General features: G+C 62.5%; 21 protein-coding genes. 11 read left to right on the top strand and 10 right to left on the bottom strand.

The genetic code is table 11. The features are described from left to right. Positions 1-174: 174 nt before the first annotated feature. A complete protein-coding gene (locus tag CHB87_RS14870) occupies positions 175-786 on the top strand; it encodes a superoxide dismutase (RefSeq protein WP_089409224.1) in 612 nt (203 codons plus the stop codon). A 93-nt stretch (positions 787-879) separates the two neighbouring features. Here the strand turns inward: CHB87_RS14870 and typA are convergent, their stop codons facing one another. From typA to CHB87_RS14845, 4 genes are all read right to left on the bottom strand, one after another. Then, positions 880-2,712, bottom strand: coding sequence for a translational GTPase TypA (typA, locus tag CHB87_RS14865; RefSeq protein ID WP_425432485.1), 1,833 nt, complete (start codon positions 2,710-2,712; stop codon positions 880-882). A 235-nt stretch (positions 2,713-2,947) separates the two neighbouring features. Next, entirely contained in the window at positions 2,948-3,385 is a 438-nt protein-coding gene (locus tag CHB87_RS22635) for a hypothetical protein (RefSeq protein WP_245818013.1), read from the bottom strand. Positions 3,386-3,496: 111 nt separating this feature from the next. Further along, positions 3,497-4,822 carry a zinc dependent phospholipase C family protein gene (locus tag CHB87_RS14855; RefSeq protein ID WP_245818012.1) on the bottom strand — a complete coding sequence of 442 codons (1,326 nt, stop codon included), beginning with the start codon at positions 4,820-4,822 and terminating at the stop codon, positions 3,497-3,499. Between the two features lie 297 nt (positions 4,823-5,119). Further along, positions 5,120-6,691, bottom strand: a complete 1,572-nt coding sequence (locus CHB87_RS14845) for an alpha/beta hydrolase (RefSeq protein ID WP_089409221.1) — start codon at positions 6,689-6,691, stop codon at positions 5,120-5,122. 177 nt (positions 6,692-6,868) lie between these two features. Here CHB87_RS14845 and CHB87_RS14840 point away from each other — a divergent pair, with 177 nt between their 5' ends. The 4 genes from CHB87_RS14840 to CHB87_RS14825 are packed head-to-tail and all read left to right on the top strand — an operon-like array spanning position 6,869 to position 10,984. Continuing rightward, complete coding sequence (locus CHB87_RS14840; RefSeq protein ID WP_089409220.1) at positions 6,869-8,335, top strand: circularly permuted type 2 ATP-grasp protein; 1,467 nt, start codon at positions 6,869-6,871, stop codon at positions 8,333-8,335. Between the two features lie 19 nt (positions 8,336-8,354). Further along, entirely contained in the window at positions 8,355-8,936 is a 582-nt protein-coding gene (locus CHB87_RS14835; protein WP_089409219.1) for a DUF2283 domain-containing protein, read from the top strand. Positions 8,937-8,947: 11 nt separating this feature from the next. Beyond that, entirely contained in the window at positions 8,948-9,934 is a 987-nt protein-coding gene (locus CHB87_RS14830; protein WP_089409218.1) for an alpha-E domain-containing protein, read from the top strand. Positions 9,935-9,991: 57 nt separating this feature from the next. Beyond that, complete coding sequence (locus CHB87_RS14825) at positions 9,992-10,984, top strand: transglutaminase family protein (RefSeq protein WP_089409217.1); 993 nt, start codon at positions 9,992-9,994, stop codon at positions 10,982-10,984. 52 nt (positions 10,985-11,036) lie between these two features. Here CHB87_RS14825 and CHB87_RS14820 read toward each other — a convergent pair whose 3' ends face one another. The 6 genes from CHB87_RS14820 to CHB87_RS14795 form a co-directional block, all read right to left on the bottom strand. After that, entirely contained in the window at positions 11,037-11,786 is a 750-nt protein-coding gene (locus tag CHB87_RS14820) for an SDR family oxidoreductase (protein WP_089409216.1), read from the bottom strand. Further along, a complete protein-coding gene (locus tag CHB87_RS14815) occupies positions 11,783-13,129 on the bottom strand; it encodes an FAD-binding oxidoreductase (RefSeq protein ID WP_089409215.1) in 1,347 nt (448 codons plus the stop codon). The genes CHB87_RS14820 and CHB87_RS14815 overlap by 4 nt, the downstream gene beginning before the upstream one ends. 86 nt (positions 13,130-13,215) lie before the next feature. Beyond that, positions 13,216-14,304 carry a WD40 repeat domain-containing protein gene (locus CHB87_RS14810; RefSeq protein ID WP_089409214.1) on the bottom strand — a complete coding sequence of 363 codons (1,089 nt, stop codon included), beginning with the start codon at positions 14,302-14,304 and terminating at the stop codon, positions 13,216-13,218. A gap of 95 nt (positions 14,305-14,399) precedes the next feature. Next, positions 14,400-14,798, bottom strand: a complete 399-nt coding sequence (rplT, locus tag CHB87_RS14805; protein WP_089409213.1) for a 50S ribosomal protein L20 — start codon at positions 14,796-14,798, stop codon at positions 14,400-14,402. 170 nt (positions 14,799-14,968) lie between these two features. Further along, complete coding sequence (gene rpmI, locus CHB87_RS14800) at positions 14,969-15,166, bottom strand: 50S ribosomal protein L35 (protein WP_089409212.1); 198 nt, start codon at positions 15,164-15,166, stop codon at positions 14,969-14,971. Between the two features lie 76 nt (positions 15,167-15,242). After that, positions 15,243-15,986 (bottom strand): energy transducer TonB, encoded by a 744-nt coding sequence (locus CHB87_RS14795; protein ID WP_089409211.1) that lies wholly within the window; start codon positions 15,984-15,986, stop codon positions 15,243-15,245. Between the two features lie 230 nt (positions 15,987-16,216). Here CHB87_RS14795 and gyrB point away from each other — a divergent pair, with 230 nt between their 5' ends. From gyrB to CHB87_RS14765, 6 genes are all read left to right on the top strand, one after another. Further along, the gene (gene gyrB, locus CHB87_RS14790; protein ID WP_089409210.1) at positions 16,217-18,868 is read left to right on the top strand and encodes a DNA topoisomerase (ATP-hydrolyzing) subunit B; all 2,652 of its coding nucleotides are present in this window, start codon (positions 16,217-16,219) and stop codon (positions 18,866-18,868) included. 155 nt (positions 18,869-19,023) lie between these two features. Then, positions 19,024-20,313: a hypothetical protein gene (locus CHB87_RS14785; RefSeq protein WP_089409209.1), complete on the top strand. Its 1,290-nt coding sequence runs from the start codon at positions 19,024-19,026 to the stop codon at positions 20,311-20,313. 84 nt (positions 20,314-20,397) lie between these two features. After that, positions 20,398-22,488 carry a phenylalanine--tRNA ligase subunit beta gene (gene pheT, locus CHB87_RS14780; protein ID WP_089409208.1) on the top strand — a complete coding sequence of 697 codons (2,091 nt, stop codon included), beginning with the start codon at positions 20,398-20,400 and terminating at the stop codon, positions 22,486-22,488. A 386-nt stretch (positions 22,489-22,874) separates the two neighbouring features. Next, a complete protein-coding gene (locus tag CHB87_RS14775) occupies positions 22,875-23,132 on the top strand; it encodes a hypothetical protein (RefSeq protein WP_089409207.1) in 258 nt (85 codons plus the stop codon). A 22-nt stretch (positions 23,133-23,154) separates the two neighbouring features. Further along, positions 23,155-23,529, top strand: a complete 375-nt coding sequence (locus CHB87_RS14770; RefSeq protein ID WP_089409206.1) for a cell division protein ZapA — start codon at positions 23,155-23,157, stop codon at positions 23,527-23,529. Positions 23,530-23,605: 76 nt separating this feature from the next. Continuing rightward, the gene (locus CHB87_RS14765; protein WP_245818011.1) at positions 23,606-24,679 is read left to right on the top strand and encodes a redoxin domain-containing protein; all 1,074 of its coding nucleotides are present in this window, start codon (positions 23,606-23,608) and stop codon (positions 24,677-24,679) included. Positions 24,680-24,681 lie beyond the last annotated feature (2 nt).

Below are 24,681 nucleotides of genomic sequence, written 5' to 3'. Positions count from 1 at the left end.
GGAGCAAGATGGCATCGAACCGTTTGTGTGCGGGTAAAGATTTCCATTCACCGGCCCGTGAGACTCTAGGAAGACGCAGCAGAGCAGAAGCAAAAGCAGATTCCCTTAGGGAATGACAACCGAAGAAGAGCAAGAACCAAAGCAACCGCAACTCAAGCACGACAGGAGAATACCGTGGCCTTTGAACTTCCCCCTTTGCCCTACGACTACGCTGGACTTGAGCCCTACATCGACGAAGCAACGATGAAGCTGCACCATGACAAGCACCACCAGACCTATGTGACGAACCTGAACGGCGCGGTCGAGAAGCATGCCGAGCTGGGCAAGAAGACGCCCGAAGAGCTGGTCGCGGACCTCGCCAGCGTGCCTGAGGACGTCCGCACCGTCGTTCGCAACAACGGCGGCGGCCACGTGAACCACACCATGTTCTGGGAGATCATGAAGCCGGGCGGCGGCGGCGAGCCAACGGGCGAGATCGCCAGCGCGATCAAGGAAGCCTTCGGCGACTTCGAAACCTTCAAGAAGACCTTCAACGAGACCACCGCCAAGCAGTTCGGCGCCGGCTGGGGCTTCGTGGTCTATAAGGACGGCAAGCTCGCCATCGTGACGAAGCCGAACCAGGACTCGCCGCTTTCGGACGGCCTCTACCCGATCCTCGGCAACGACGTCTGGGAGCACGCTTACTACCTGAAGTACCAGAACAAGCGCCCGGACTACCTCGCGGCGTGGTGGAACACCGTGAACTGGGACGAGATCAACAAGCGCTTTGCGATCGCGAAGAAGTAGTTTTTCTTCGCGCCCAGAAGCATGAAGTCCCGCAACAAAAGCGAAAGCCCTCCGCGACGGAGGGCTTTTGCTTGTTGCCGCACGATAAAAAAACTACTCCAGATGCGAGCCGCCGCGCGAGCCCTTGGGACGGCGGTTGGCCTGCAGGACCTTCTTGCGCATGCGCAGCGACTTCGGGGTCACCTCGACGAGCTCGTCGTCGGCGATGAACTCGATGGACTGCTCGAGGGTGAGGACCTTGAACGGAACCAGGCGGAGAGCGTCGTCCGAACCGGAGGCGCGCATGTTCGTGAGCTTCTTTTCACGCACTGCGTTGACATCCAGGTCGTTGTCGCGCGAGTGCTCGCCGACCAGCATGCCCTCGTAGACCTCGACGCCGTCGCCGATGAAGAGCACGCCGCGCTCCTGCACGCCGTCGAGCGCGTAGGTGGTCGTGACGCCCTGGCGGTCGGAGATGAGCGCGCCCGAGGGACGCTGCGGAATCTCACCCTGGTAGGGAATATAGTCGCCGGCGATCGAGTTCATGACGATCGTGCCGCGAGTCTCGGTCAGCATCTCGTTGCGAAGGCCGATCAGACCGCGCGAGGGCACCTTGAACTCCATGCGGACGCGACCCGAACCGTGGTTCGCCATGCGGGTCATCTCGCCCTTTCTGGGTCCGAGGCGCTCGATGACGGTACCGACGAAGTTCTCCGGAATGTCGATGGTCAGAATCTCGGAGGGCTCCATCAGGGCGCCGTCGACGCGCTTGGTGACGATCGTCGGACGCGAGACCATCAGCTCGAAGCCTTCGCGGCGCATCATCTCGATGAGCACGGAGAGCTGAAGCTCACCGCGGCCCAGCACCTTGAAGGTCTCGGGCGAACCGGTGTCTTCGACGCGGATCGAGACGTTGGTCAGCAGCTCGCGCTCCAGGCGGTCCTTGATATTGCGGCTGGTGACGAACTTGCCCTCACGACCGGCGAAGGGCGAGTTGTTCACCGAGAAGTTGATCGCGATCGTCGGTTCGTCGATCTTGATGATCGGCAACGGCTTGGGATTTTCGAGCGCGCAGAAGCTCTCGCCGATCGTGATGCCCGCGATGCCGGCGATGGCGACGATATCGCCGACCGCAGTCTCGGTGGTGTCTTCACGCTTCAAACCGTTGAAGGTAAAGAGCTTGGTGACTTTGACCGGAACGAGCGAGCCGTCGATCTTCGACAGATTCACTTCCTGGCCGACCTTCAGCGTGCCGTTGAAGACGCGACCGATCGCGAGACGTCCGAGGTAGTCCGAGTAGTCGAGGTTGGTGACGAGGATCTGGAGGTCGCCATCGGGCGTGCCGGGGGCCTCGGGAATCGTCTTGAAGATCAGCTCGAAGAGCGGCTGCAGGTCGGTGCCGGGGACGCTGAGGTCCATGGTCGCGGTGCCGGCCTTGCCGTTGGTGTAGATGACCGGGAAGTCCAGAATCTCTTCGTCGGCGTCGAGGTCGATGAACAGGTCGTATACCTCGTTCAGAACCTCCTGCGGACGGGCGTCGGGACGGTCGATCTTGTTGACGACGATGATCGGCGTCAGCTTGGCTTCGAGCGCCTTCGAAAGCACGTAGCGGGTCTGCGGCAGCGGACCTTCGCTGGCGTCAACGAGCAGAACGACGCCGTCCACCATCTTCAGCGCGCGCTCGACCTCACCGCCGAAGTCGGCGTGGCCCGGCGTGTCGACGATGTTGATCTTCGAATCCTTGTAGTGGATCGCCGTGTTCTTCGCGAGAATGGTGATGCCGCGCTCTTTTTCGAGGTCGTTCGAGTCCATGACGCGCTCGGCGACGGCTTCGTTCGAGCGGAAGGTGCCGGACTGGCGGAGCATGGCGTCGACGAGCGTGGTCTTGCCGTGGTCGACGTGGGCGATGATGGCGATATTGCGAATGGCTTCTACGGAGGTGCTCACGGCTATCGGATGTCCTATTCTGTGCGCGCTGATCCCGGCCTGACTGCATGGATGGCTGGAGGTGGCAATTTGCGCGTCACTCCTAGTTTAGCGCACGGATGGGCTGTCGAACGAACAACGTCCGGATTATGAGCGGTTTTGCCGTTTCTTCATCCTTTTCGGCAGACACACGGAAGCCCCGCCTGCGACCCGACTCGGTCGAAAGCGGGGCTTCCGTTATGCCGCGAGATTCAGTTTAGCGACGTCCGCCGCCGGCGTGACCGGCTTCCATGTGTCCGCCACCCTGGAAGTGCTCCGGGTGATCCTCATGGACGACGCCCTGCGGACCGCGAGCCTCATTCGGCTGGAAGTGGCTGAACGGCTGCGCATGCTGCTCGGGCAGCGGACCGTGGTAGCCATGGTGCGGATCCCAGCGGTTATCGACGTGGCCGTGGAAACCAGCGGGGCCATGAAACCAGCGACCGGCGCCGATGAAGACTCCACCGTTGAACCACTCCGGGCCGTAGTAGCCGTAAGGGGCGCAGGAGTACGGAGCGTAATCGAAGTAACCGTAAGGGCAGACCGGCTCGCCGACACCGATGCCGATCGAGATCTGCGCGGGAGCGGCAGCGGGGGTCGCGGCAAAGAGTGCTGCGGCAAGAACGGGCAGTGCGAGAGCTTTCATAACGTGCATGACTTCCTCCTGATGCAACTAATTAGACACCGATTTGAAGAAGGAAGTTGTCCTTGCGGAGCGAGGGAATAGGCACATGGCAAAGGCATCCGCCCTCTTCGCCCCTATTCCCTATTCCCTGTTCCCCGTTCCCTGCTTTTCCATCTTCGTCAGGTTTGTCTGAACCTTCTTCCACTTCCGCGGCTTCTTCCGAAGCTCGTCGTTGGTCGTGGCCGCGTGCGCGTAGTAGGTCAGCATGATCTGCCGCAGCTCCGGCGGCGCCTGCGCGCGACCCGTGGCGAGGTCCGACAGCAGATGCGCGTGGGTGCGATCGGCGAGGCGATACTCGCCCTCGTCGGACGGATGGCCGGTGTCCATGTCGAGATCGGCAAGCTCCGGCACGAACGGCGGCCGCGTGGAGACGGGAGCCTGCGCGGGATCGTCCGGCGCATCGGCAGGCTTTGCGTGGACCTTGCTGAGGTAGAGCCTATAGCGGTCGACGGTGGCGTTGACGCTGCGCAGGTAGATCGTCTGCTCGTCGCTGTTGGGGATGCTCAACTGCAGCGCCTTGAACGGGCCAATCTTGGGCAGGATGCGGATGAAGAACCCGGCGACATGCGTGCCGATGCCAGGCTTCTTGTACTGGCGCCCGTACTGCTTGTTGAACTCCGTGCGGTTGAAGCGGTAGAGGAACTTCGTGCGGTCGAAGCCGGGATGCGCCTGCTCGATGCGGTCGTGATAGCTGACCAGCGCGACCTTGGTCATCTTCGGGATCAGGCTCGACACGGAGTAGCGATAGGTCGCGATGGCGAGATCCTCGTGCCGGATGACGTCGGACATCTTCAGCCCGTAGGTCTCGTGGAAGGCGCGTTCGAGCAGCGGCTTGGCGACCTGGAAGCCGATGAAGTCGCGGTAGGCCTCCTGCGAGTAGACGCCGTTGGCGACGCCGACGACATCGAAGCCGAACTCCGTGCGCAGATGAGCGGTGCTGTTCTGGTCGTAGGTGACGGACTGGCCGTAGACCTTCCGGAGCGCGGGATACTCGTCGGCGGTGATCTGGTTGATGAAGGGGTGGCCGATCGTGTCGCCGCAGTAATGGGCCAGCGCACCGAGAGCGAAGGCATACTCGTCCGGCGTGGTCGAGTCGCGGATGAGCTGCTCGACGAAGTCGCCCGTGCGGACATAGTGCAGCAGGTCCGAGAAATAGTGGCTGCCGAAGGGGTAGTAACCGATGTCCTGAATGACCGACCCGCCATAGGCGAAGGCATGCGCGTGGCGAATCTGCTCGTCGGTCAGGCCGGGAAAACGCGACTTGAGGAGGGGCACGATCTGCGGTAGCCACAGCATATCCACCACCTCCTCATGTGAGAGGACGGAGTAGGCGCGGCCAGGACGCGCCGGGGCCAGCAACAGCACGGCCAGCAGGATCGCGAGAATGCGGGAAAAGGACCGGGACACGTGTGGGCAGGATACAGGATGAGACGAAGATGAAGATGCTCTGGCAGTTTGGATGCGGATTTTGCGCTTGCGACAACAAAACAAACAACGAGCAAAAACGAAATACAGGGGTCCTTCACTCCGTTCAGGATGACGAGCTTTGGTTCAGGATGACGAGCTTTGGTGGAGGGCGTAAAGAGGACAAACCGCTTATTGAGCGGGTTTTCGTGTCATCTTGCAAGTAAGAATGTTCGTCATCCTGAGCGAAGCGAAGGACCCCCGTATTGGCTTTTCCCTGGTCCTGCTCAGGCAGTCGGCTTACTTCCCCTGCTTCCAATCCACCCCAGGCCGAGCCACCGCATACATCTCCGCGCCGATCTGCCTGTACAGGCCATACCGGTCCTTGTCGACCGTATAGAGATCGAAGTGGCTGCGGCCGGGCAGATAGACGAAGTGCGCATCCGCGCCAAGCGCCGACAGCCGCGCATCCAGCCGGTGGGCGGCGCCGTCGAGGTAGAAGGTGTCGGCGGTTCCTACGGTCAGGTGGATGCGTCCCTTCAACATCGCGCCGCGCTCGGGCCAGGTGCGCTCGACGATGTTCGCAAGGTCGTAGTGTTCGCCCCAGTACGCCACCACGGCGGGGTCGACATCGCCGGTCATGCGGTCGAACATGGGCTTCGGTTCGCCGCCATCCGAGCGTGGCGAGAAGACCCAGTCGAACGAGGTGAACTGACCGCCGTAGGGGCCTAGCACCCGTTCGAGCTGCGCGAACTGCTGGATCGTCGCGGCCACCTTGCCGTCGATCCGCATGATCGGCCACGCCGAGCCATCCGGCTTCCGGTAGACGTTGGCGTGCGGCGCGTAGAGGTTCGGACCGGTGAAGTCGTGGAAGTCGCTCGAATCCGGCGAGGTGGACCACGTGCCGCCGAAGACGTGCGGGTAGTTGATCTGCAACTGCAGCGTGGCCCAGCCGCCGCTCGAATGGCCGTTCAACAGCCGGCCGGTGGGCTTCGCGTCCATGCGGTACTTCGCCTCGATCGCGGGGATGAACTCGGTCGTCAGCGCGGCGCCCCAGGGGCCGTTGTTCACCGAGTCCGCGAACTCGTGCGTGCCGCCGGGGCAGGACTCGTCCAGCATCACCCAGATCATGGGCGGCAGGGAGCCTTCGGCCATCATCTTCGACATCCGGATGGCGGCGTTCAGGTTGCTCTCGTGGCTGCCTCCGAAGCCGTGCGTGGCGTAGACCGTGGGGTAACGCTCGGCCGGGTGCGCTGCGTAGCCCGGAGGCAGCGCGATCCACGACCGGATCACCGTCGCATTGCCGGAGAAACGCGTGAGCAACGGGCTGGCGAAGATGTACTCCTCGACGACGCCGGGCTGGACGCTCGACTTCGCCCTGGCGATGGCGGCCGTGCGCGCGGGGTCTTCGACGGCGCGATGATCGAGGGTGAGCACAGGCTCCGCCGCCGCGGGACTCCAGTGGCCAAGCTGCACGACCGGACCAATCCAGTTCGACGAGCCGCGGTTCGCGTAGTTATAGGTATGGTCCGTGTCGAGGACGGCCTGCGCCTCGTAGTCGCCCGCCGGCATGGCGGCGAAGCTCTGCGGAAAGGCCAGGTCGGCGCCGTCGATCTCGACCGACGCACCGGGCGCGAGGTGGCGAACCTCCTTCGCCGTCACCCAGACATCGGCGGGGTGAAACTCGTCCACATCGACCGACGTGTCTCCCTTGCCCGCCTTGACGAAGACGAGCACACGGCCATCGAGCGGCGCGGAAGCGCTGGCGGCGAGCGTGACCTTGAAGAAGACATGCGCGGGCTGAGTCTGAGCCAGAGCGGATGCGCAGAGCAGAAGACCCGAGAACAGGGACAGCAGGGAGACAGGCCGCATGGAACTCCTCGAACGTCAGTTGCTGGCGATGATAGCAGGTGAGTTAGCCCGCGCGGCATGGATTCCGCCAGCGGATGCGCTTCTCTCCGCCCGGATAAGGAATGCCCGCTGAGGAAGATAGTTTCAGACGGAAACGTTGGTATTCCGGCGAGGTTGCGTCTTATACTCAAATCTCCGATGACGACACCCCAGACGAAGCAGTTCGAGCAAGCCGCGCTGAAGAACTATCTGCTGGATCACGCGTACGACGAGATGTTTTCGGGGCCGGACCAACTGCACGAGCACTACCAGCCGCTCTTCGAGCACTTCACCTCCCTGCCGCCGGGCGAACTGCAGCAGCGCAAGCACGCCGCCGACCTCAGCTTCCTGAACCAGGGCATCACCTTCACGGTGTATGGGCGCGAGGAGGGCAAGGAACAGATCTTCCCCTACGACCTGCTGCCGCGCATCATCACCAGCGCGGAGTGGGCGACCGTCGAGCGCGGGCTGACCCAGCGCATCATGGCGCTGAACATGTTCCTGCGCGACATCTACAACGAGGGCCGCATCCTGAAGGACGGCATCGTCCCGCGCGAGGTCGTGTATAGCTGCAAGCAGTTCCGCCGCCAGATGGTGGGGTTGCAGGTGCCGCGCAACGTCTACGTCGCGGTCTGCGGCACGGACCTGATCCGGCTCGAAAACGGCGAGTTCGTGGTGCTCGAAGACAATCTGCGCGTGCCGTCCGGCGTCAGCTACATGCTGACCAATCGCCGGGTCATGAAGCGGATCTTCCCACAGCTCTTCCGCACCTACAACGTCAAGCCGATCGAGCAGTACACGCAGCTTCTGCTGGGCACGCTGCGCTCGCTCGCCCCGGAAGGACGGCCGGAGCCGAACATCGTCGTGCTCACCCCCGGCGTCTTCAACTCGGCCTACTATGAGCATGCCTACCTCGCGCGCCAGATGGGCATCGAGCTGGTCGAAGGCCGCGATCTCGTTGTCCACGACAACGTCGTCTACATGCGTACGACCTCCGGCCTGCGCCGCGTGGACGTGATCTACCGGCGTGTGGACGACGACTTCATCGACCCGCTGGCCTTCCGGCCGGACTCGATCCTGGGCGTCGCGGGCCTCTTTAACGCCTATCGCGCGGGCAACGTCACGCTGGCGAACGCATTCGGCACCGGCGTCGCCGACGACAAGGCGCTCTACGCGTATGTGCCGGACATCATCAAGTACTACCTGACCGAAGAGCCGATCCTGAAGAACGTCGACACCTTCCTGCTGACGCGCAAGAAGGAACGTGATCATGTGCTGGCGAACCTCGACAAGCTGGTCGTCAAGGCCGTCGGCGAAAGCGGCGGCTACGGCATGCTGATCGGGCCGCAATCGACCGCCGCCCAGCGCAAGGAGTTCGCGGAGAAGATCATGGCCGACCCGCGCAACTACATCGCGCAGCCGACGATCTCGTTCTCCCGCGCGCCGTGCCTGATCGGCGATGAGTTCGAGCCGCGGCACGTCGACCTGCGGCCGTATGTGCTCTACGGTGACAAGGTGAACGTCGTCCCCGGCGGCCTGACGCGCGTGGCGCTGAAGCGAGGGTCGCTGGTGGTCAACTCTTCGCAGGGCGGCGGCAGCAAGGATACCTGGGTGTTGAGTCAGTAATAAGAGGACAAAACATCCTATGAGGCTTCGATACAAGAGGAATAACGATTCATTCCATGTCGCTTTGCGAGACGGCGACACGGTCCATACTACCGCTGATATCGCGCCAAATATTGCGGTGCAGTACAACCTAGAACGACAAATCGTTAGCATCGACATCCAGAACGCGACAACTCATATTGGGGAGGACGTCCTTAGAGCGGATAAAAGTACCAGTTATTTTTGGATACTGGCGTCGGGAGATAAATTTGATGTTGACGCCTTTCTCGCATCCAGCACGCTGAAGCCAAGCTGGGTTTGGCGGCGTCCAGATCACAGTGGTGTTTCGTTTGAGCTTGGCGATAGTTCGACAATGAGTTGGTACGAGCAGGATGATACGGCAGTGCTTTACATGAAAGAGCACCGGGAGCACCTGCTGGAGTTGGCCCGCTTTCCGGGCGTCGAATCGTTTTCACTTGGCCTGGAAGCGGTAATACAATTTGCGGAAAATCATCTGGGAACTGTCCTGGGGCCTTCGCGCGATCTTATGGCACACGCGCTTGAGTTAGGTCTGAAGTTGAACTTCTACTTCAGCTTTACGAGATACGACGACGAACGATAGAGGGGGCATAATTGCTAAGTCGTGTTGCGGATAGTCTCTACTGGATGAGCCGTTACCTCGAGCGCGCGGAGCACACCACGCGCCTGCTCGACGTGAATCTGAACCTGATGCTGGACGAAAGCCCCACCAGCGCGGACCGGCGCTGGCAGCGCGTCCTGCAGGCGCTCGGCAATCCCAAGGACGTCGAGTGGACGGGCGATCCCTACGCGCTGACCCGCGCGCTGACCTTCGATACCGAGAACAAGGCTTCGATCCTGTCGCTCATTATCGCGGCGCGCGAGAACTCGCGCCATGTCCGCGAGCAGATCTCCACCGAGCAGTGGCACCGGCTGAACAGCCTCTACCTGCAGGTGACCCGGCCCGAGATTCAGTACAAGCGCATGGAGAACGGCGCCGTGGGCGCGCAGTCCGCCGAGCCGACCGAGTTCCTGCAGCAGGTGATGGAGGCGGTCCACCAGTTTCAGGGCGTCAGCGACTCCACCATGAGCCACGGCGAGGGCTGGCAGTTTATTCAGGTGGGCCGCTACATCGAGCGCGCCTCGGCAACCGCCATGCTGCTCGAGGCCTATCACGAAGACCTGTGGCTGCAGCCGGAGCGCCCCGAGGGCAACGAATATCTCGAATGGATGGGGCTGCTGCGTTCGGCGACGGCGTTCGAGGCCTACTGCAAGGTCTACACCGCCGACCTGACGCCCGAGAAGATTATGGAGTTTTTGTTGCTCGACGAGGAGTTTCCGCACTCGCTGCGCTTCTCGATCGACAGCCTGCAGCAGGCGCTGGGCGCGATCCAGCGCGAGAGCGGCAAGAGCCGCGCGGACCAGTTGCGGCGGCTCGCGGGCAAGCTGCAGGGCTCGCTCAGCTACTCCGACGTGGACGAGATCATGGCGCAGGATGTGGTGGCGTATCTGCGCGGCATCCAGACGCAGTGCGGAGCGATTCACAGCACGATCTATCAGCTCTACGTGGATTATTCGATCCAGGCGGCGCTGGCAGGGTAATGAGGCACGATGACGCAGGCGATGTATGGCATGACCAGGAGTTCAGGAGGAGGCGAGATGTACTACTCGATTCGGCATCTGACGAAGTTCCTCTACAGCGACATGGTGAGCGAGAGCATGATGGAGACGCGGATGCATCCGCGGAGCGACCAGAACCAGCGCTGCCTGACCTTTCATCTCTCGGTCAGCCCGCGTTGCCGCGTCTTCAGCTATCGCGACCACCTGGCGAACCACGTCCACCACTTCGACATTCCCGGCCAGCACGGGCAGTTGGTCATCGTCGCCGAGTCGCTCGTCGAGGTGCAGCCGTCGATCCAGATACCGTCCTTCCTGACGCCCGACGCCTGGGCGGAGCTGGACGCGATGGTGGCCGAGGGCGACTACTGGGAGTTCCTGTTGCCGAGCGAGTTCACCGAGCCGACCGCGCTGCTGGACGAGCTGGCGACCAAGCTGAACCTGACGCGCCGCGACGATCCGCTGATGCTGATGCATGAGCTGAACCACGCGCTCTACGACTACTTCGACTACAAGCCGAAGTCGACCAGGGTGGACTCGCCGATCGATGTCGCGCTGACCAGCCGGATGGGCGTCTGCCAGGACTTCGCCCACATCATGATCACGCTGGTGCGCTCGAAGCTGCGGATTCCCTGCCGCTACGTCAGTGGCTACCTCTTCCACGGCGGCAAGGAGACGGATCGCTCGGCCTCGTCCGCTACGCACGCGTGGATCGAGGTGCTGCTGCCGCACCTGGGTTGGGTGGGCTTCGACCCGACCAACCATCTCGTCGCCGGCGACCGGCACATCCGCACGGCGATCGGACGCGACTACTCCGACGTGCCGCCGACGCACGGCATCTTCCGCGGACGCACGTCGAGCGAGCTGACGGTCGCCGTACGCGTCACGCCCAGCGAAGGCGCGCCGACGATGGATCAGGAGCTGCCGGTGCCGGAGGACTGGTCGATCCTGGTCGAAAAGGCGCAGGCGCTGCCGGAGCAGTTGCCCGCGCCGACAAGGACGCAGCAGATGGCTCAACAGCAGCAGGTCGGGTGACAGTAAGACAAAGGCAGAAGCAGATTCCCTTCGGGAATGACAAAAGCCGACGTCAGAGGTTCAACTTTTTGAAGATGCTCTCCGGGATATTCCGGATGATGAACATGATGGGCTGCCACTGGAACGGCACATAGAGCGTGTCCTTCCCTGCCGTGATCGCCTTGGCGATGGTCTTCGCGACGGAGTTCACGTCGGCCATCTTGGATTGGCCGGGCATGGCGGCGGTCATCGCGGTTTTGGTCGGGCCGGGCTTGATCGTCAGCACCGTGACGCCCTCGCGGTCGACGCGGTTGCGCAGACCGCCGAGAAACGCCGACAGGCCGGCCTTCGAGCTGCCGTAGACGTAGTTCGACTTGCGTCCGCGGTCTCCCGCGACCGACGAGATGACGGCCAGCGTGCCCGCCTTGCGCTGGACGCAGTAGTTCGCCAGCCACGTGAGCATCGAGACCGGCGCGATGAAGTTGGTGTGGAGAATCTGCTCGGCGGTGGCGAACTCCCGCTCGGCCTCGGTCTGGTCGCCCAGAATGCCGTGCGCCAGGTAGGCGATGTCCATGCCGGTGAGCGAGTTGATGGCATGGGCCAGCAGCGCCGGGTGCTGCTCCGTGTCGTCGAGATCGGCGACCGCGATGTCGATGTAGGCGGCTCCACGCGTCTTCAGGTCGGCGGCGACGGCTTCGAGCTTGGTCTGGTTGCGCGCGACCAGGAAGAGGCTGGCGCCTTCGGCGGCCCAGATGCGGCAGGTGGCCTCGGCGATGCCGGAGGTGGCGCCGAGGACGAGGATCTTCTTTGCGGACGTGGTCATAGGCTTGGTCGGTCTCCGGTGCAGCGTTCCCAGAAGCTGGAGGTCAGCAGGGGGTCGCGGAAGCGGGCGAGCCGCTCCCACTGGGGGTAAAAGGTCTGGAACTGGGAGGCGGTCATGGCCGCGTCCTTGGCCGGGTAGAGCCGGCCGCCGAAGTCGCGGGTCATGTCCGCGAGGCGCTCGAAGAGGGGAAAAGTGATCCCCTCCTTAATAGGGAAGTCCAGCGCGAGCGTGATGCCGGGCTGCGGAAAGCTGAGCAGGCCGGGCGAAGGCACGTCGCCGAAGGCCTTCAGCACGGCGAGAAAGCTGGCCAGGCCGGAGTCCGCGATGGCGCGCAGGATGGCGATGGTGCCCTCGCGCGCCGACTCCCACGGAATGGCGTACTGAAACTGCAGCAGGCCGCGCTTGCCATAGAGCCGGTTCCACTTCAGCATGATGTCGAGCGGATAGAAGAACGGCTCGTAGTCCTGCACCGTCTTCACGTGCGGCTTCATCTGCTTGTGAAAGTAAAGCGTGTTGAAGGCCGAGACGGTCGCATGATTCAGCGCGAAGCCGGGCGCGTCGAAGGGGAAGATCAGCTTTGGCTCGGGCGACTGCGTGAGCGCGTCCGGAACCTCGGAGTGCTCGCCGAGCATGAAGATGCCGCGCGCGAAGTTCTTGCCCCGGCTGGCGCAATCGACCCAGCTCACGGTGTATTCGACGTGCTGGTACTTCTTCGTCAGCTCGAGAAACTCGTCGATGCCATGGAACTGGATACCCTCGTAGTCGATCTTGCGGCTGACGATGGGCTTCAGCCGAAGCTGCACCCAGGTGATGAAGCCGGTCAGGCCCAGTCCGCCGATGGTCGCGGCGAACCAGTCCGGGTTTTCGGTCGGCGAACAGAGCCGCGAAGAGCCGTCCGACCGGATCAACTCGAACTGGAGCACATGGTTGCCGAAGGTGCCGGCGACATGATGGTTCTTGCCGTGAATGTCGTTCGCAATGGCGCCGCCGAGCGTGACGTACTTGGTGCCGGGCGTGACAGGCAGAAAAAAGCCGCGCGGCACGGCGAAGTCGAGGATCTGCGCCAGCGTCATACCGGCTTCGGCGGTCAGGATGCCGGTCTCGGGATCGAAGTGCAGCATGCGGTTCATCGCCGTGGTGACGAGCAGATTACCGTTTTCGAGCAGGCAGGAGTCGCCATAGCTGCGGCCCATGCCGACGGCGAGCGCACTGTCGTGCAGTCCGGCGGCCGTAACGGCAAAGTCCTGCTGCCAGTGCATGGGAAGGATGGTCGCCGCGTAGCTCGGATAACGTCCCCAGGATTCGAACGGGGGCGGCGCTGACGGCTTAGAAGACGAGGGCATAAATATAGGATACCTGTCCGCAGCGTTTTACCGCTTAGACCGGCTTACGTTTGGCCGACAACGTGCGAGGCGGACGGGAAAGCCTCTTACGGCTTGAGTAGAGAGCATGAATCGATTACAGAAACAGTCGACCAGACAAGCACGCCCGGCGCGGCCTTCTTCGCCGCAAAGACGCCATTATCGACCGCGCTAGCAACGAAAAGCCCATTCGGGCTGAGTTTCCCGCTTTCACTGTAGAGGACATCGGATAAGCAAGACTTCCCACTCTTCGGTGACCATGCCCAGAGACGAGCGCCGCTGTGGCCGAAGACGATCCCGCTCGAAATGTCGGGACTCGCGAAAAATCCGGTTGACGGATTGAACTGGGGCAGCAACGATGGCCCAGTTATGTTCGTCGGATGATCGGCATCCAGATTGGCGACAACGAACCCGGGTTTGCCGTTTGGCTCTCCATAGACGTATGTGCCGGTTTGAGTATCCAGAGCCAAAGGCCACGCATACTTCACCGGTTTCGGGAAAGACCGCATTACCTTCCAGTCCGCGACCCTTCGGAGGATGAAATCGTCTCCGCTCGCTGTCATCAAAACGCTTCCGTCTCTTGACAAGACCGGCATGCGCTCGGAAAGCGCCTGAAGATCGAGAAGGGTTCCCCCATGAACCGGATCGAAGACGATGGCGGTTCCATTTTCGGTCACAACCAGGCAATCCCCTTTTGGACAAAACTCCAAACTTTGAACTGGCGTCCGCGATATATCGATGGTGCGCGTGAGCTTGCCGGAGTCCAGATTCCAGAGGGTGAGCTGCCCATTCTTCTCTCTGCCAGCGGTAGCGATGAACTGATTGTCTGGCGATATCGCCACTGCGGATACAATCCCCTGCCCAGTTTCAACGACGTGCGCGACGGCATGAGTCGTAATATTCCAAACGACCACGCGGCCAAAGTCCATGCCAGCTGCAAGCAGACTGCCATCGTTGCTGAAAGCAAGAACATTGATTGTCGTCGGAGTTCCCACACCCGAACGAATGGTAAGAACATTGCCGTCCACTTGGACGCCGTTTTTCTGGAGCTTGTGCTTCACATCCTGAAGCTGGAAGATAGGCGCCGGAAAGTTCGCCTGCGCGATAAGCAATCGGCTAGAAAACAACGCCCACACAACCATCTGTCCCAGCTTCATGCCCCGGTCTCTCCTTTTAACTTGACCAAACTCTACCATCAAAAGCGAAAGGCACGACCCATGGGCCGTGCCTCCGTTTGATGCAGGATTTGAAACTACGCCTTGGCGGCCTGTGCCGATGCGTGGCCGGCGGCCGCCTTCGAGCGGGCTGCCTTGGCAACCTCAACCAGAGCGGTAAAGCCGGCTGCATCGTTGGCTGCGATGTCTGCGAGGATCTTGCGATCGAGCGTGTTGCCCGCGAGCTTCAGGCCGTTGATGAAAGTCGAGTAGCTCATGCCGTTCTTGAGGGCGCCGGCGCCGATACGGACGATCCAGAGCGAGCGATACTGGCGCTTCTTCTGCTTGCGGCCGGTGTAGGCGAACTTGAGTCCGCGCTCGACGGCTTCCTGAGCAGCCTGGTAGAGCTTGGATTTGGTGAGGAAGTAACCGCTCGCGCGCTTGAGAATCTTGCGGCGGCGATCGGCGCGCTTTGTACTCCGTTTTACACGGGGCATGGTGTTGCTCCTTTTGCGTACGTCGTTTGAGCGGCTGGTGGAAAGGGTTCCACTTCACTCGCTATGCATGTTGCCGATCTCGATGGCGTTTGTTTATTTCAACTTAGCCAGGGGTCATCTACGCTTGGACCCGCTTGATCTGCAACGATTCAAGACATTCCTGCCGCTGTTTAGGCGTAGGGCAACATCCGCGACACGTTGTAGTGATCCGCGTCGGAGATGAGGCCGGCCTTACCGAGGCGGCTCTTGGTCTTGTTGTTCTTCGAGGTGAGGATGTGGCGCATCTTGGAGTGGCCGCGCTTGAACTTGCCGGTGCCAGTCTTCTTGAAGCGCTTCGCCGCACCCGAATGGGTCTTCAACTTAGGCATGGGTAATCCTTGGTGAATCTGGTGATTCGGGACAACCTTCTAAGTGTAACGGAGTCGGAGGCAAAAAGAAAGGACTTCAAGGCCCGGTGGCGGGAGTTGGGCCGCCGGTGAAGTTATAGTTGACGGTCACCGTCGAATTGACCTCGATCGGCTCACCGTTCAGCAGATACGGGCGATAGGTCCACTGGCGGACCGACTCGACGGCCGAGGCGCGTAGCATATCCGGCCCACTGATGGGCTCCACCTTCCGGATGAGGCCGTCCTTTCCAATCACCACGGCCAGAACGACCGATCCCGAGACATGCGCCTCACGGGCCTCAGCAGGGTAACGCGGCTGCACCTTGGTCAGCGACATCCCTTGTAGCACGCCGCCCGAGACGCGGATCGTGCGCGACCCCGAAAGGGTGGAACCGTCTCCCGGCGCGGCGGCGGTGTCTGCCGGCTTCTGCCCCAGGTTGAAGTTGATGCTGAGGCGCGTATCGACGGAGGTGGGCTGGCCGTTCAGCAGGTAGGGCTGGTAGATCCACTGCGACGCCGCGTCGATGGCCGCCTGCTGGAGCTCGGCGGGACCGCTGACCACCTCCAAGTGATCAAGCGTGCCATCCTTCTCGACAATGCCCTTGAGGACGACGGTCCCGCCGATCCCCGCGGCCTTGGCCGCCGCCGGGTACCGAGGAGGAACGGCATGCAGAATCTTTCCGGCTTGGATGCCGCCTACCGGGTGTGTGGGCTTTTCCTGGGACGGCTGGGGCGGTGCAGCATCCTGAGCGAGGGCGACAGGTGCTGCCAGGGCGATCGCAAGCAGGGCGCGGACAATCATGAGAGTCTCCAGAGCTGCGATTCTCCCACCCGCCCGGTGAGACGTCAACGGAAATTACGTACTCGATATCCGCATTCCGGGCAGCGCGGGCGTGGACTGGCAGGCCGTTCCGCCACCCCCTGCGTGGTATACTGACAAGATAGCGAAGTGGGCCGAAACGTTGATTTAACGCGGGTTTTCGCGTTGTTCCCCGTTCCGGCGCACCGGCAAACGGAGACCCCACAAAGCAGATGGCAACGACACCGAACCCCAGCGACCTCCCTCTCGATCCGAACCTCGCCGCGGCAAACGAAGCACCCAAGGGTGGAGGCGGGTACTCCGCCGAGAACATCACCGTGCTCGAAGGTCTGGCGGCGGTGCGGCTGCGGCCCGCGATGTATATCGGTTCGACCGGCGAGCAGGGGCTGCACCATCTGGTGTACGAAGTCGTCGACAACTCGGTGGACGAGGCGCTGGGTGGACACGCCACGCGCATCGACGTCACCATCCACGTCGACAACTCCATCACCGTGGTCGACGACGGACGCGGCATTCCGGTCGACAACAAGACCATCAACGGCGTGACCATGCCCGCCGTGCAGGTCGTCCTGACCATGCTGCACGCCGGCGGCAAGTTCGACGCGTCGAACTACAAGGTTTCCGGTGGTCTCCACGGAGTCGGTGTGAGCTGCGTCAATGCCCTCTCCGAAGAGTTCGACGTCGAGATCTGGCGCGACGGCTTCGCCTGGGAGCAGGACTATAGCAAGGGCGCGCCCATCAGCCTGCTGCGCAAGGTCGGCCCCAGCACCCGGCGCGGCACCAAGGTCCACTTTCTGCCGGACAAGAGCATCTTCACCGTGACCGAGTTCAACTACGACACGCTCGCCAACCGGCTGCGGCAGCTCGCGTTCCTGAACAAGGGCATCGAGATCGGCCTGACCGACGAGCGCCAGACGGACGCGAAGTCCGGCGAATCCAAGACCCAGAACTTCAAGTACACGGGCGGCATCGCGGAGTTCATCAAGCTGTTGAACAAGGGCAAGGTCGTGCTGCACGAGAAGCCGATCTACATGGAGGCCGAGCGCGATGGCGTAGCGATGGAAATCGCCCTGCAGTATAACGACGCGTACTCCGAGACCGTCTTCACCTTTGCCAACAACATCAACACCATCGATGGCGGCACCCATCTCGCCGGCTTCCGCTCCGCGCTGACGCGCACCATCAACGCCGCCGGCCAGTCGCTCGGTCTCTTCAAGGACGTCAAGGAAAATCTCTCCGGCCCGGACGTGACCGAAGGCCTGGTCGTCGTCATCTCGGTGAAACTCTCGCAGCCGCAGTTCGAAGGCCAGACCAAGGGGAAGCTCAACTCCAACATCGCCGGCACGGTGCAGGCATTCGTCAACGAGCGTCTGGGCGCCTTCCTCGACACGAATCCGCAGGTGGCGAAGAAGATCATCAATAAAGCCATCGATGCCGCGCGAGCGCGCGAGGCCGCCCGCAAGGCTCGCGACCTCACACGGCGCAAGGGCGCGCTGGACGGTGGCGGTCTGCCGGGCAAGCTGGCCGATTGCTCCGAGCGCCAGCCGGACCGCTGCGAACTATATCTGGTCGAGGGTGAATCGGCCGGCGGAACCGCCAAGCAGGGCCGCGACCGCAAGTTCCAGGCCATCCTGCCTCTGAAGGGCAAGATCCTCAACGTCGAAAAGGCTCGCTACGACAAGATGCTGGGCCACGAGGAGATTCGCGCCATGATCACAGCCCTGGGCTGCGGCATCGGCAAGGACGACTTCGACGCCAGCAAGCTGCGCTACGGCAAGCTGATCCTGATGACCGATGCCGACGTCGACGGCTCGCACATCCGCACGCTGCTGCTGACCTTCTTCTTCCGCCACATGACGGAGCTGATCAAGCGCGGCCATGTGTACATCGCTCAGCCGCCGCTCTTCCGCATCAAGAAGGGCAAGTTCGAACAGTACATCAAGGACGAGCGTCAGTATGTCGAGGTGATGATCAAGCGCGCGTCCGACGGGATGGTCCTCACTTACGGCGAGGGCGCGGCGAAGATCGACGGCGCCGAGTTGACGGCCTTCATGCAGCAGCTCAGCGACTACCTGGGCTTCTTCGACAAGGTGGGCAAGCGGCTGCGCAACGAGGCGGCGACGCTTGAGTTCGTGAAGATCTTCGCGCACGAGGCGAAGGCCCCGGCGCAGAAGGCGGACTTCCAATCCATCGATAAGCTGGGGCTGATGCGTCAGCGTCTTCTGGAGATGGAGAAGGAGTACCAGTTCCGCGCGGTGGGCGAACCCGTCCTCGACGAGGAGCACCAGACCTGGTCGGTCAGCTTTACCGACTCGCAGGGCGCCGTGCGCAAGATCGACTGGGCGCTGGCGAACGCGGCCGAAACCCGCCAACTGCTGGGCAAGTACGACGAGATTCAGGATAAGCTGCAGGCGCCGTTCCTGATCTCCTACGCTCCGAAGACCGCCGCAGCCGTCATTCAGGAGGCTGCCGACGAGGCGGAGGAAGACGCAGCCGATGGCGTCGTCGCTGAGACCGAAAGCGCCGTGCCCGACGCAACCGCCGCGGCCAAGCCGGCGAAGCGTTCGAGCCGCGTGAATCAGGATCCGGTCGAGAAAAAGACGCCGCGCGAGGTCTTCGACTACGTGATCGAGCAGGGCCGCAAGGAGTACCAGGTCCAGCGCTACAAGGGTCTGGGCGAGATGACCGCGCCGCAGCTCTGGGACACCACCATGGACCCCGAACGCCGCACGCTGATGCAGGTGCGCCTCGAAGACATCGCCGCGACGGAAGAGATCTTCACCACGCTGATGGGCGAGGATGTGGAGTCGCGGCGGAAGTTCATCGAAGAAAACGCGCTGGACGTCAAGAACCTCGATATCTAGGCACTTCGTGCTGTCTTGGGCTTCGCTTGGCGCTGCACTTCGTGCCGTCTTAGGCTTCGCGTGGCGCTCCCGCTGGTCGCGAACGGAATTTGTTCCGATCTGCGGGAAGCTCCGCGGGATAGCCGAGGCGCGCATGCCGAGCGTATGATGCGGCCATGTCCACGCCAGGCATGCGCGACATCCTGCGACTCCTCTGCCTCTGCGGGTGCCTGCGGGCAAGCCACGCCCAGGGGCAGGCCGTTGCGACCTACAACTACTGGCCAAACCCGGTCAGCCATACCAATTCCGACACGTGGCTCCGCCAGCATCACACCGAGATCGCCATGTTGAAACCCCGGGTGCTTGTACTCGTGGCGGACAACCGGGCTCATATAGGCGCCGTCCAGGCTTTCGTCAAGCAGGCGGTGCAGGCAGCGGCAGAGGGTTCGCGCTACCACGGCTATAGCGTGCCTGCCAGCAAGCCTCAGTTGCAATACCAAATCGTGTCCCTCGCCGATCTGCGTGACCAGTCCGCCACCGCATGGCCGAGCATCTGGCCGGTACACATCGATCCGCAGGGCAAACCCGCGTTCGACTACGACGGTCTCTTCTCGCCGGAGATGGCCCGTGCGCTTGGCTTTCACGACCCCGGCGATCCGGACAAGTACCTCAACCTGCGTGAACTCTTCGAACAGGGAGTGATCAACGAGGTCTGGATGGTCTACCCGGAGATCGACGGGCAGCCTGAAAACGGCATCGTCGGCATCTTTGAGACGGCGGCGCGGGTGCAGGTCTACGATGCACAGGGAAATCCTAAGCCGCACATCTTCGATCGATGCGCAGGCAACGGCTGCCTGCCCCCGACCGAGCATGGTCAGGCCCATGTCACGATGCGGTTCGCTGAACTGAACATCGGGCTTGGCGTCGGCTGCTTCACGCACGCGACCGGGCACGGCTTTGACACGGGCCTGTGGCGCGCGATTCCCGAGTTCGACGACGCCTCGGCCCGATTCTTCAATCGCAGGCTGAAGGCCCAGGGATTGCCCATGGACAACCTGTACGAGAGCTGCCCGAGCAAGCTCGGCGATTGCTGGGAGTATCCCAACGACCACACCCTCGCCAACGGCCCGCTCAGCAAGCCTCTGCCCAGCTTCCGCGACGACCACTGGGGCATGGGCTGCGGCAGCGTCCACTTCCCGCCTAATGGACACAGCAACTACGACTTCGAGGACACGCAAAGGGTGCTGAGCACCTGCGAAAATTACGGTCTACAGAACGGCCCGGACGGCGCCGATAAGCAGCAGCCCTACCGCTTTACCGGCATGCCCGCCGATCCCCGCAAGCCCTACGACTGCGGCGGCGCATGGCAGATCTACCTGCGGCAGAGCTTTCCGGGATATGGCTCGAAGGCAAAGAATGCGGATGGAACGCCGATGAAAAGCTGGTGGCCGTATCTATATTACTGACAGCGTTCTCTCGCTTTTGGTTCCATTGGCTCCAGTAATTTCGGTTTCCGCGGCCATGATTCGATAGACTGGGAAACGTCTATTATGAAAGTTCTTACGCCCTGGCTCCGCCACTATCTCCCCGTCCTCGATGTCGACGATGCACAGCTTGCTGAAGACCTGACCCTGCGTGGCATTGCGGTCGAGGGGGTCTTCGAGCTCAACGATGCAGCCGGCGATTCGGACGGCGCGCTGTTCGACATGGACATTACGACCAATCGCGTCGACGCCATGAACCACTACGGCATCGCGCGCGAGATCGCCGCCATCTACGACGTGCCGCTGCATGCGCTCGACACCGCGCTGCCCACGGGCTATGTGCGGGTCGAGCCGTTCCCTGTCCGGATCGAGGCGCAGGACGGCTGCGGGCGGTTCACGGCGCGGGTGGTTCGCGGCGTCACGGTCGGCCATACCGAGGGGCGCATCGCGCACTACTTCGGCGAGCTGGGACAGAAGTCCATCTCGAATGCGGTCGACGTGACGAACTTCGTGCTGCTGGGCATGGGGCATCCGACGCATGCGTTCGATCTGGACAAGATCGTGGGCGGCATCACCGTCCGGCGGGCGCATGCGGGCGAGACGCTGAAGCTGCTCGACGGGACCACGCGGACGCTCGTCGCCGAAGACCTTGTCGTCGCCGACGACGTGAAGGCGCTGGGCCTCGCCGGCGTGATGGGCGGCTGGGACACGATGATTACGGCCGAGACGAAGAACATCCTGGTCGAGGCGGCGTGGTTCGACCCGGCGAGCATTCGCGCGAGCTCGCGCCGCCACCTGATCCACACCGATGCGTCGCACCGGTTCGAGCGCGGAGCGGATTTCAACGCCGCGCCGATCGCCAATGCGCTGGTGACGAAACACATTCTGGCGCTCTGCGGCGGGTATATCGAAGGCGAGATGGTCGATGTGGTCGTGCCGGAGCTGGAGGCGGCGACGGCTGGCCGTCCCGCCGTCTCGCTGTCGGTCAGGCAGGTCCAGCGGCATCTGGGGACGACGCTGGCGCCCGAGGGAATCACCGGAGCGCTCGTCCGGCAGTATCTGCTGGCGCTGGGCTGCCACCTGGCCGCGACCGGCGACGAGACCTACGACGTGAAGCTCCCGAGCTGGCGGCTGGACATCACGCGCGAGATCGACCTGATCGAGGAGATCGCGCGTGTCTATGGATACAACAAGTTCGCCAACACGCTGCCGACGCCGGGCGTGGTGATCGCGCATCCGACGGCCCGCGCGGAGGCTGCGGTGCGCAGCCGGCTGCTGGCGCTGGGCTTCAGCGAGGCGATTTCGAGCACCTTCGCCTCGGCGGCGGAGTCTGCCTTCTTTGCGCCGGCGGCTTCGGCGATTCCACTCGAAAATCCGCTGAGCGAGGATGCGGGCAATCTGCGGCCATCGCTGGTTCCTGGCATGGTGACGATGCTGGCGCACAACCTGAACCGCGATGTGCCCGCGGCCCGGCTCTTCGAGGCTGGCGCCATCTTTGGCGGGTCGGTGCAGACCGTGGTCGAGACGCAGAGCCTCGCGCTCGGCCTGACGGGCGACGGCGTGGCGACGGCTCTCTACAGCGCGGCGGATGCGCCATTCTTCGAGCTGAAGGGGGCGGTGGAGTCGCTTGCTTCCCTGTTCGAAGCTCCTGCGCCGCGGTTTACCGCGTCCGGGATTCCGGGGTTTCTTGAGGGTTCGCGCGCGGCGACGGCCTGGCTGGGAGATCGCGCGCTGGCGCACTTCGGCGAGTTCTCGCAGTCGGAGAGCGGGCGGCGCAAGCTGCGGCAGCCCGTCTTTCTGGCGCAGATCGATCTGGCCTATCTGCTTTCGTTGCCGCTGAAGCAGGCGATCGCGAAGGAGCTTTCGCGCTACCAGGCGGTCGAGCGCGACTTCTCGTTCGTGTTTGCCGATGCGGTGAGCTGGGAGCAGGTCTCCACGGCAATTCGCGGGCTGGGCATTGCCGAGTTGCTCCGGTTGACGCCGGTCGAGATCTTCCGCGATGCGAAGGGCAAGGCAGTCGCTCCGGGACACTATTCTCTGCTGCTGCGGACGGTGTTTCAGTCCGTCGAACGCACGCTGAGCGAGGGAGAGCTGACGGGCTGGCAGGAGGCGATTGTGGGTGTGTTGACGGGGCTGGGTGGGGTACAGCGGGCTTGATTGCCCCAACGGTGTTGCGTTTCGCCTTTGCTTGAAGGTAAGCCAAGGCTTTAGCCTTGGCACTCAAGCCCAGCAGGGACGGGGGCTTCAGCCCCTGGGGTATGCACCCTGATGAGCGAGCACAAGCTCCGGGTGCGGGCGGTATACGTCCCACCCATCGCGGTGAAACGCTGCGATGGATGGGGCACCCGAACATTTCTTAAAAAAACAGACAACAGCAAAAGCAGATTCCCTTCGGGAATGACAAACAAATGGAACCAGCAATGCCAACAGCACCGGAAACATTGGCGTTCTTGATTCAAACTGGAACCCAGTTTGAGTCCGCCGAATGGGAATGGCCTTTCTTCCACCTCATTCGCCTCTATACTTTTCCGAGGGAGTAAACCGTGAGCGAAACGAACATTAGCGCCGATGAGTTTCAAGCGCTTGAACAGAAGGTTCTTCGGGCAGTTGAGATCGTCCGGCGGGAGCGCGAGGCGCGCGCTGCGGCGGAGTCCGAGGTTGCGGCTCTGCGCGAGCAGCTCGATCAGTTGACCGCGCAGTCGAACGCCGTGCAGACGCAGGTGACGACGCTGCACCAGGAGCGCGAGACCGTCCGTCAGCGCGTGGAGAAGATGCTCGAACAGATGGACGAGCTGCTCTAACAACCGAGAAACCAGGGCCCGCATGAATGAGCTTCAAGACAATCCGCCTGTCAGTGCGTTCGTAAATCAGGACGCGACCAGCGTTGAGATCTACGACCAGATCTACCATCTGCGTGGAACCGACGCCGCGTATATCGAGCGGCTGGCCGGGATGGTGGACGCGAAGATGCGCGCGGTGGCGGCGCAGGGCGGCACCGTCGACAGCCTGCGCGTGGCCGTGCTGGCGTCGCTGAACATGGCCGACGAATTGGAGATGATGCGGCGGCGATACGAAACGCTGGCCGGGTCGCTGGTGGCGACCGAGAGCACCATGCGGACGCGCTCGGCGTCGCTGGCCGGCATGCTGGACGAGGTGCTGGACGATCACGACAACCTGCTCTCGCGCCGCGCGGGTTAAGCCGCTTTTATTTCTTGAATTTATCCGCATAGCGGAGGAAGATGGAGCCATCCAGAGCAGTACCCGGGAGGCCCCTGTGAACCGCCGTGCGCTACGTCTCGTCACGCTTTGCCTTTGTCTAACCGTCTCCCCTGTCTTCATACCCCGGATTCACGCCCAGACCCCGGCTGCGGCGGCGCCATCCGCCGAGGACGATCCGAAGTTCGTCGCGGCCATGGCGAACGCCAAGAAGCTGGCGCACGAACGCGACTACGAGGGCGCGCTCGGCTCCTACCAGAAGGCCAACAAGATCGCGGGCGGCGCCTGCAAGAAGTGCCTGACCGAGGTATACAACCTTCAGATGGGGCTTCAGAAGTACAAGGATGCGGTCGCCAGCGCGAACCAGATCGTTGCGTTCGCCGCAAATCCTCGCGAGAAGTCGCTGGCCGAGGTCAATCTGAGCAACGCGTTGCTGCGCCAGGGAGGCGAGAAGCCGAAGCCCGCGCAGTTGGAGGCGGCACATGCGGTGCTGCAGACCGCGCTGACGGACAATCCCAAGAACATCTCCGCGCGCTACAGCGACGCCTGCGTGCTGGCGCGCATGGGAAAGATGGACGACGCCAAAGAGGGGTTCAGCGCATGCGCGGCGGCCGCATCCGACAAGGATCCGATGAAGATCCGGGCGCAGCACTTCGCGGAAAATCCAGCGCTTTCGATGTCGAAGATGGCTCCGGCGTTTACCGTGACGGCGCTCGACGGCTCGCGCTTCACGCTGGACGAGATGGGCGGCCGCGTGGTGCTGATCGATTTCTGGGCGACCTGGTGCGGCCCGTGCAACGAAGAGCTTCCGCATATGAAGAAGATTGCAAAGGAGTTCGCCGGGCAACCGCTGGTCATCATCAGCATTAGCTGGGATTCGGACGAGAAGAAGTGGAAGGATTTCATCAACAAGCAGGAGATGACCTGGGTGCAGTATCGCGACGCCGACCATAAGCTGACCGATATGTTCGGCATCCACTCGATTCCGCACTACTTCACCATCGACTCCGACGGCGTGCTGACGACGGAGATGGTCGGTTCGGGTTCGGACGTCGAAGGCAAGCTGAAGAAGCTGATCAAGCGTGCGAACGAGTCGAAGGCGGCGACAAAAGAGGTCGCATCCCTGCAGTAATG

The organism is Granulicella rosea, assembly GCF_900188085.1.
Lineage (GTDB): Bacteria > Acidobacteriota > Terriglobia > Terriglobales > Acidobacteriaceae > Edaphobacter > Edaphobacter rosea.
This window is presented reverse-complemented; position numbering and strand designations above follow the sequence as displayed.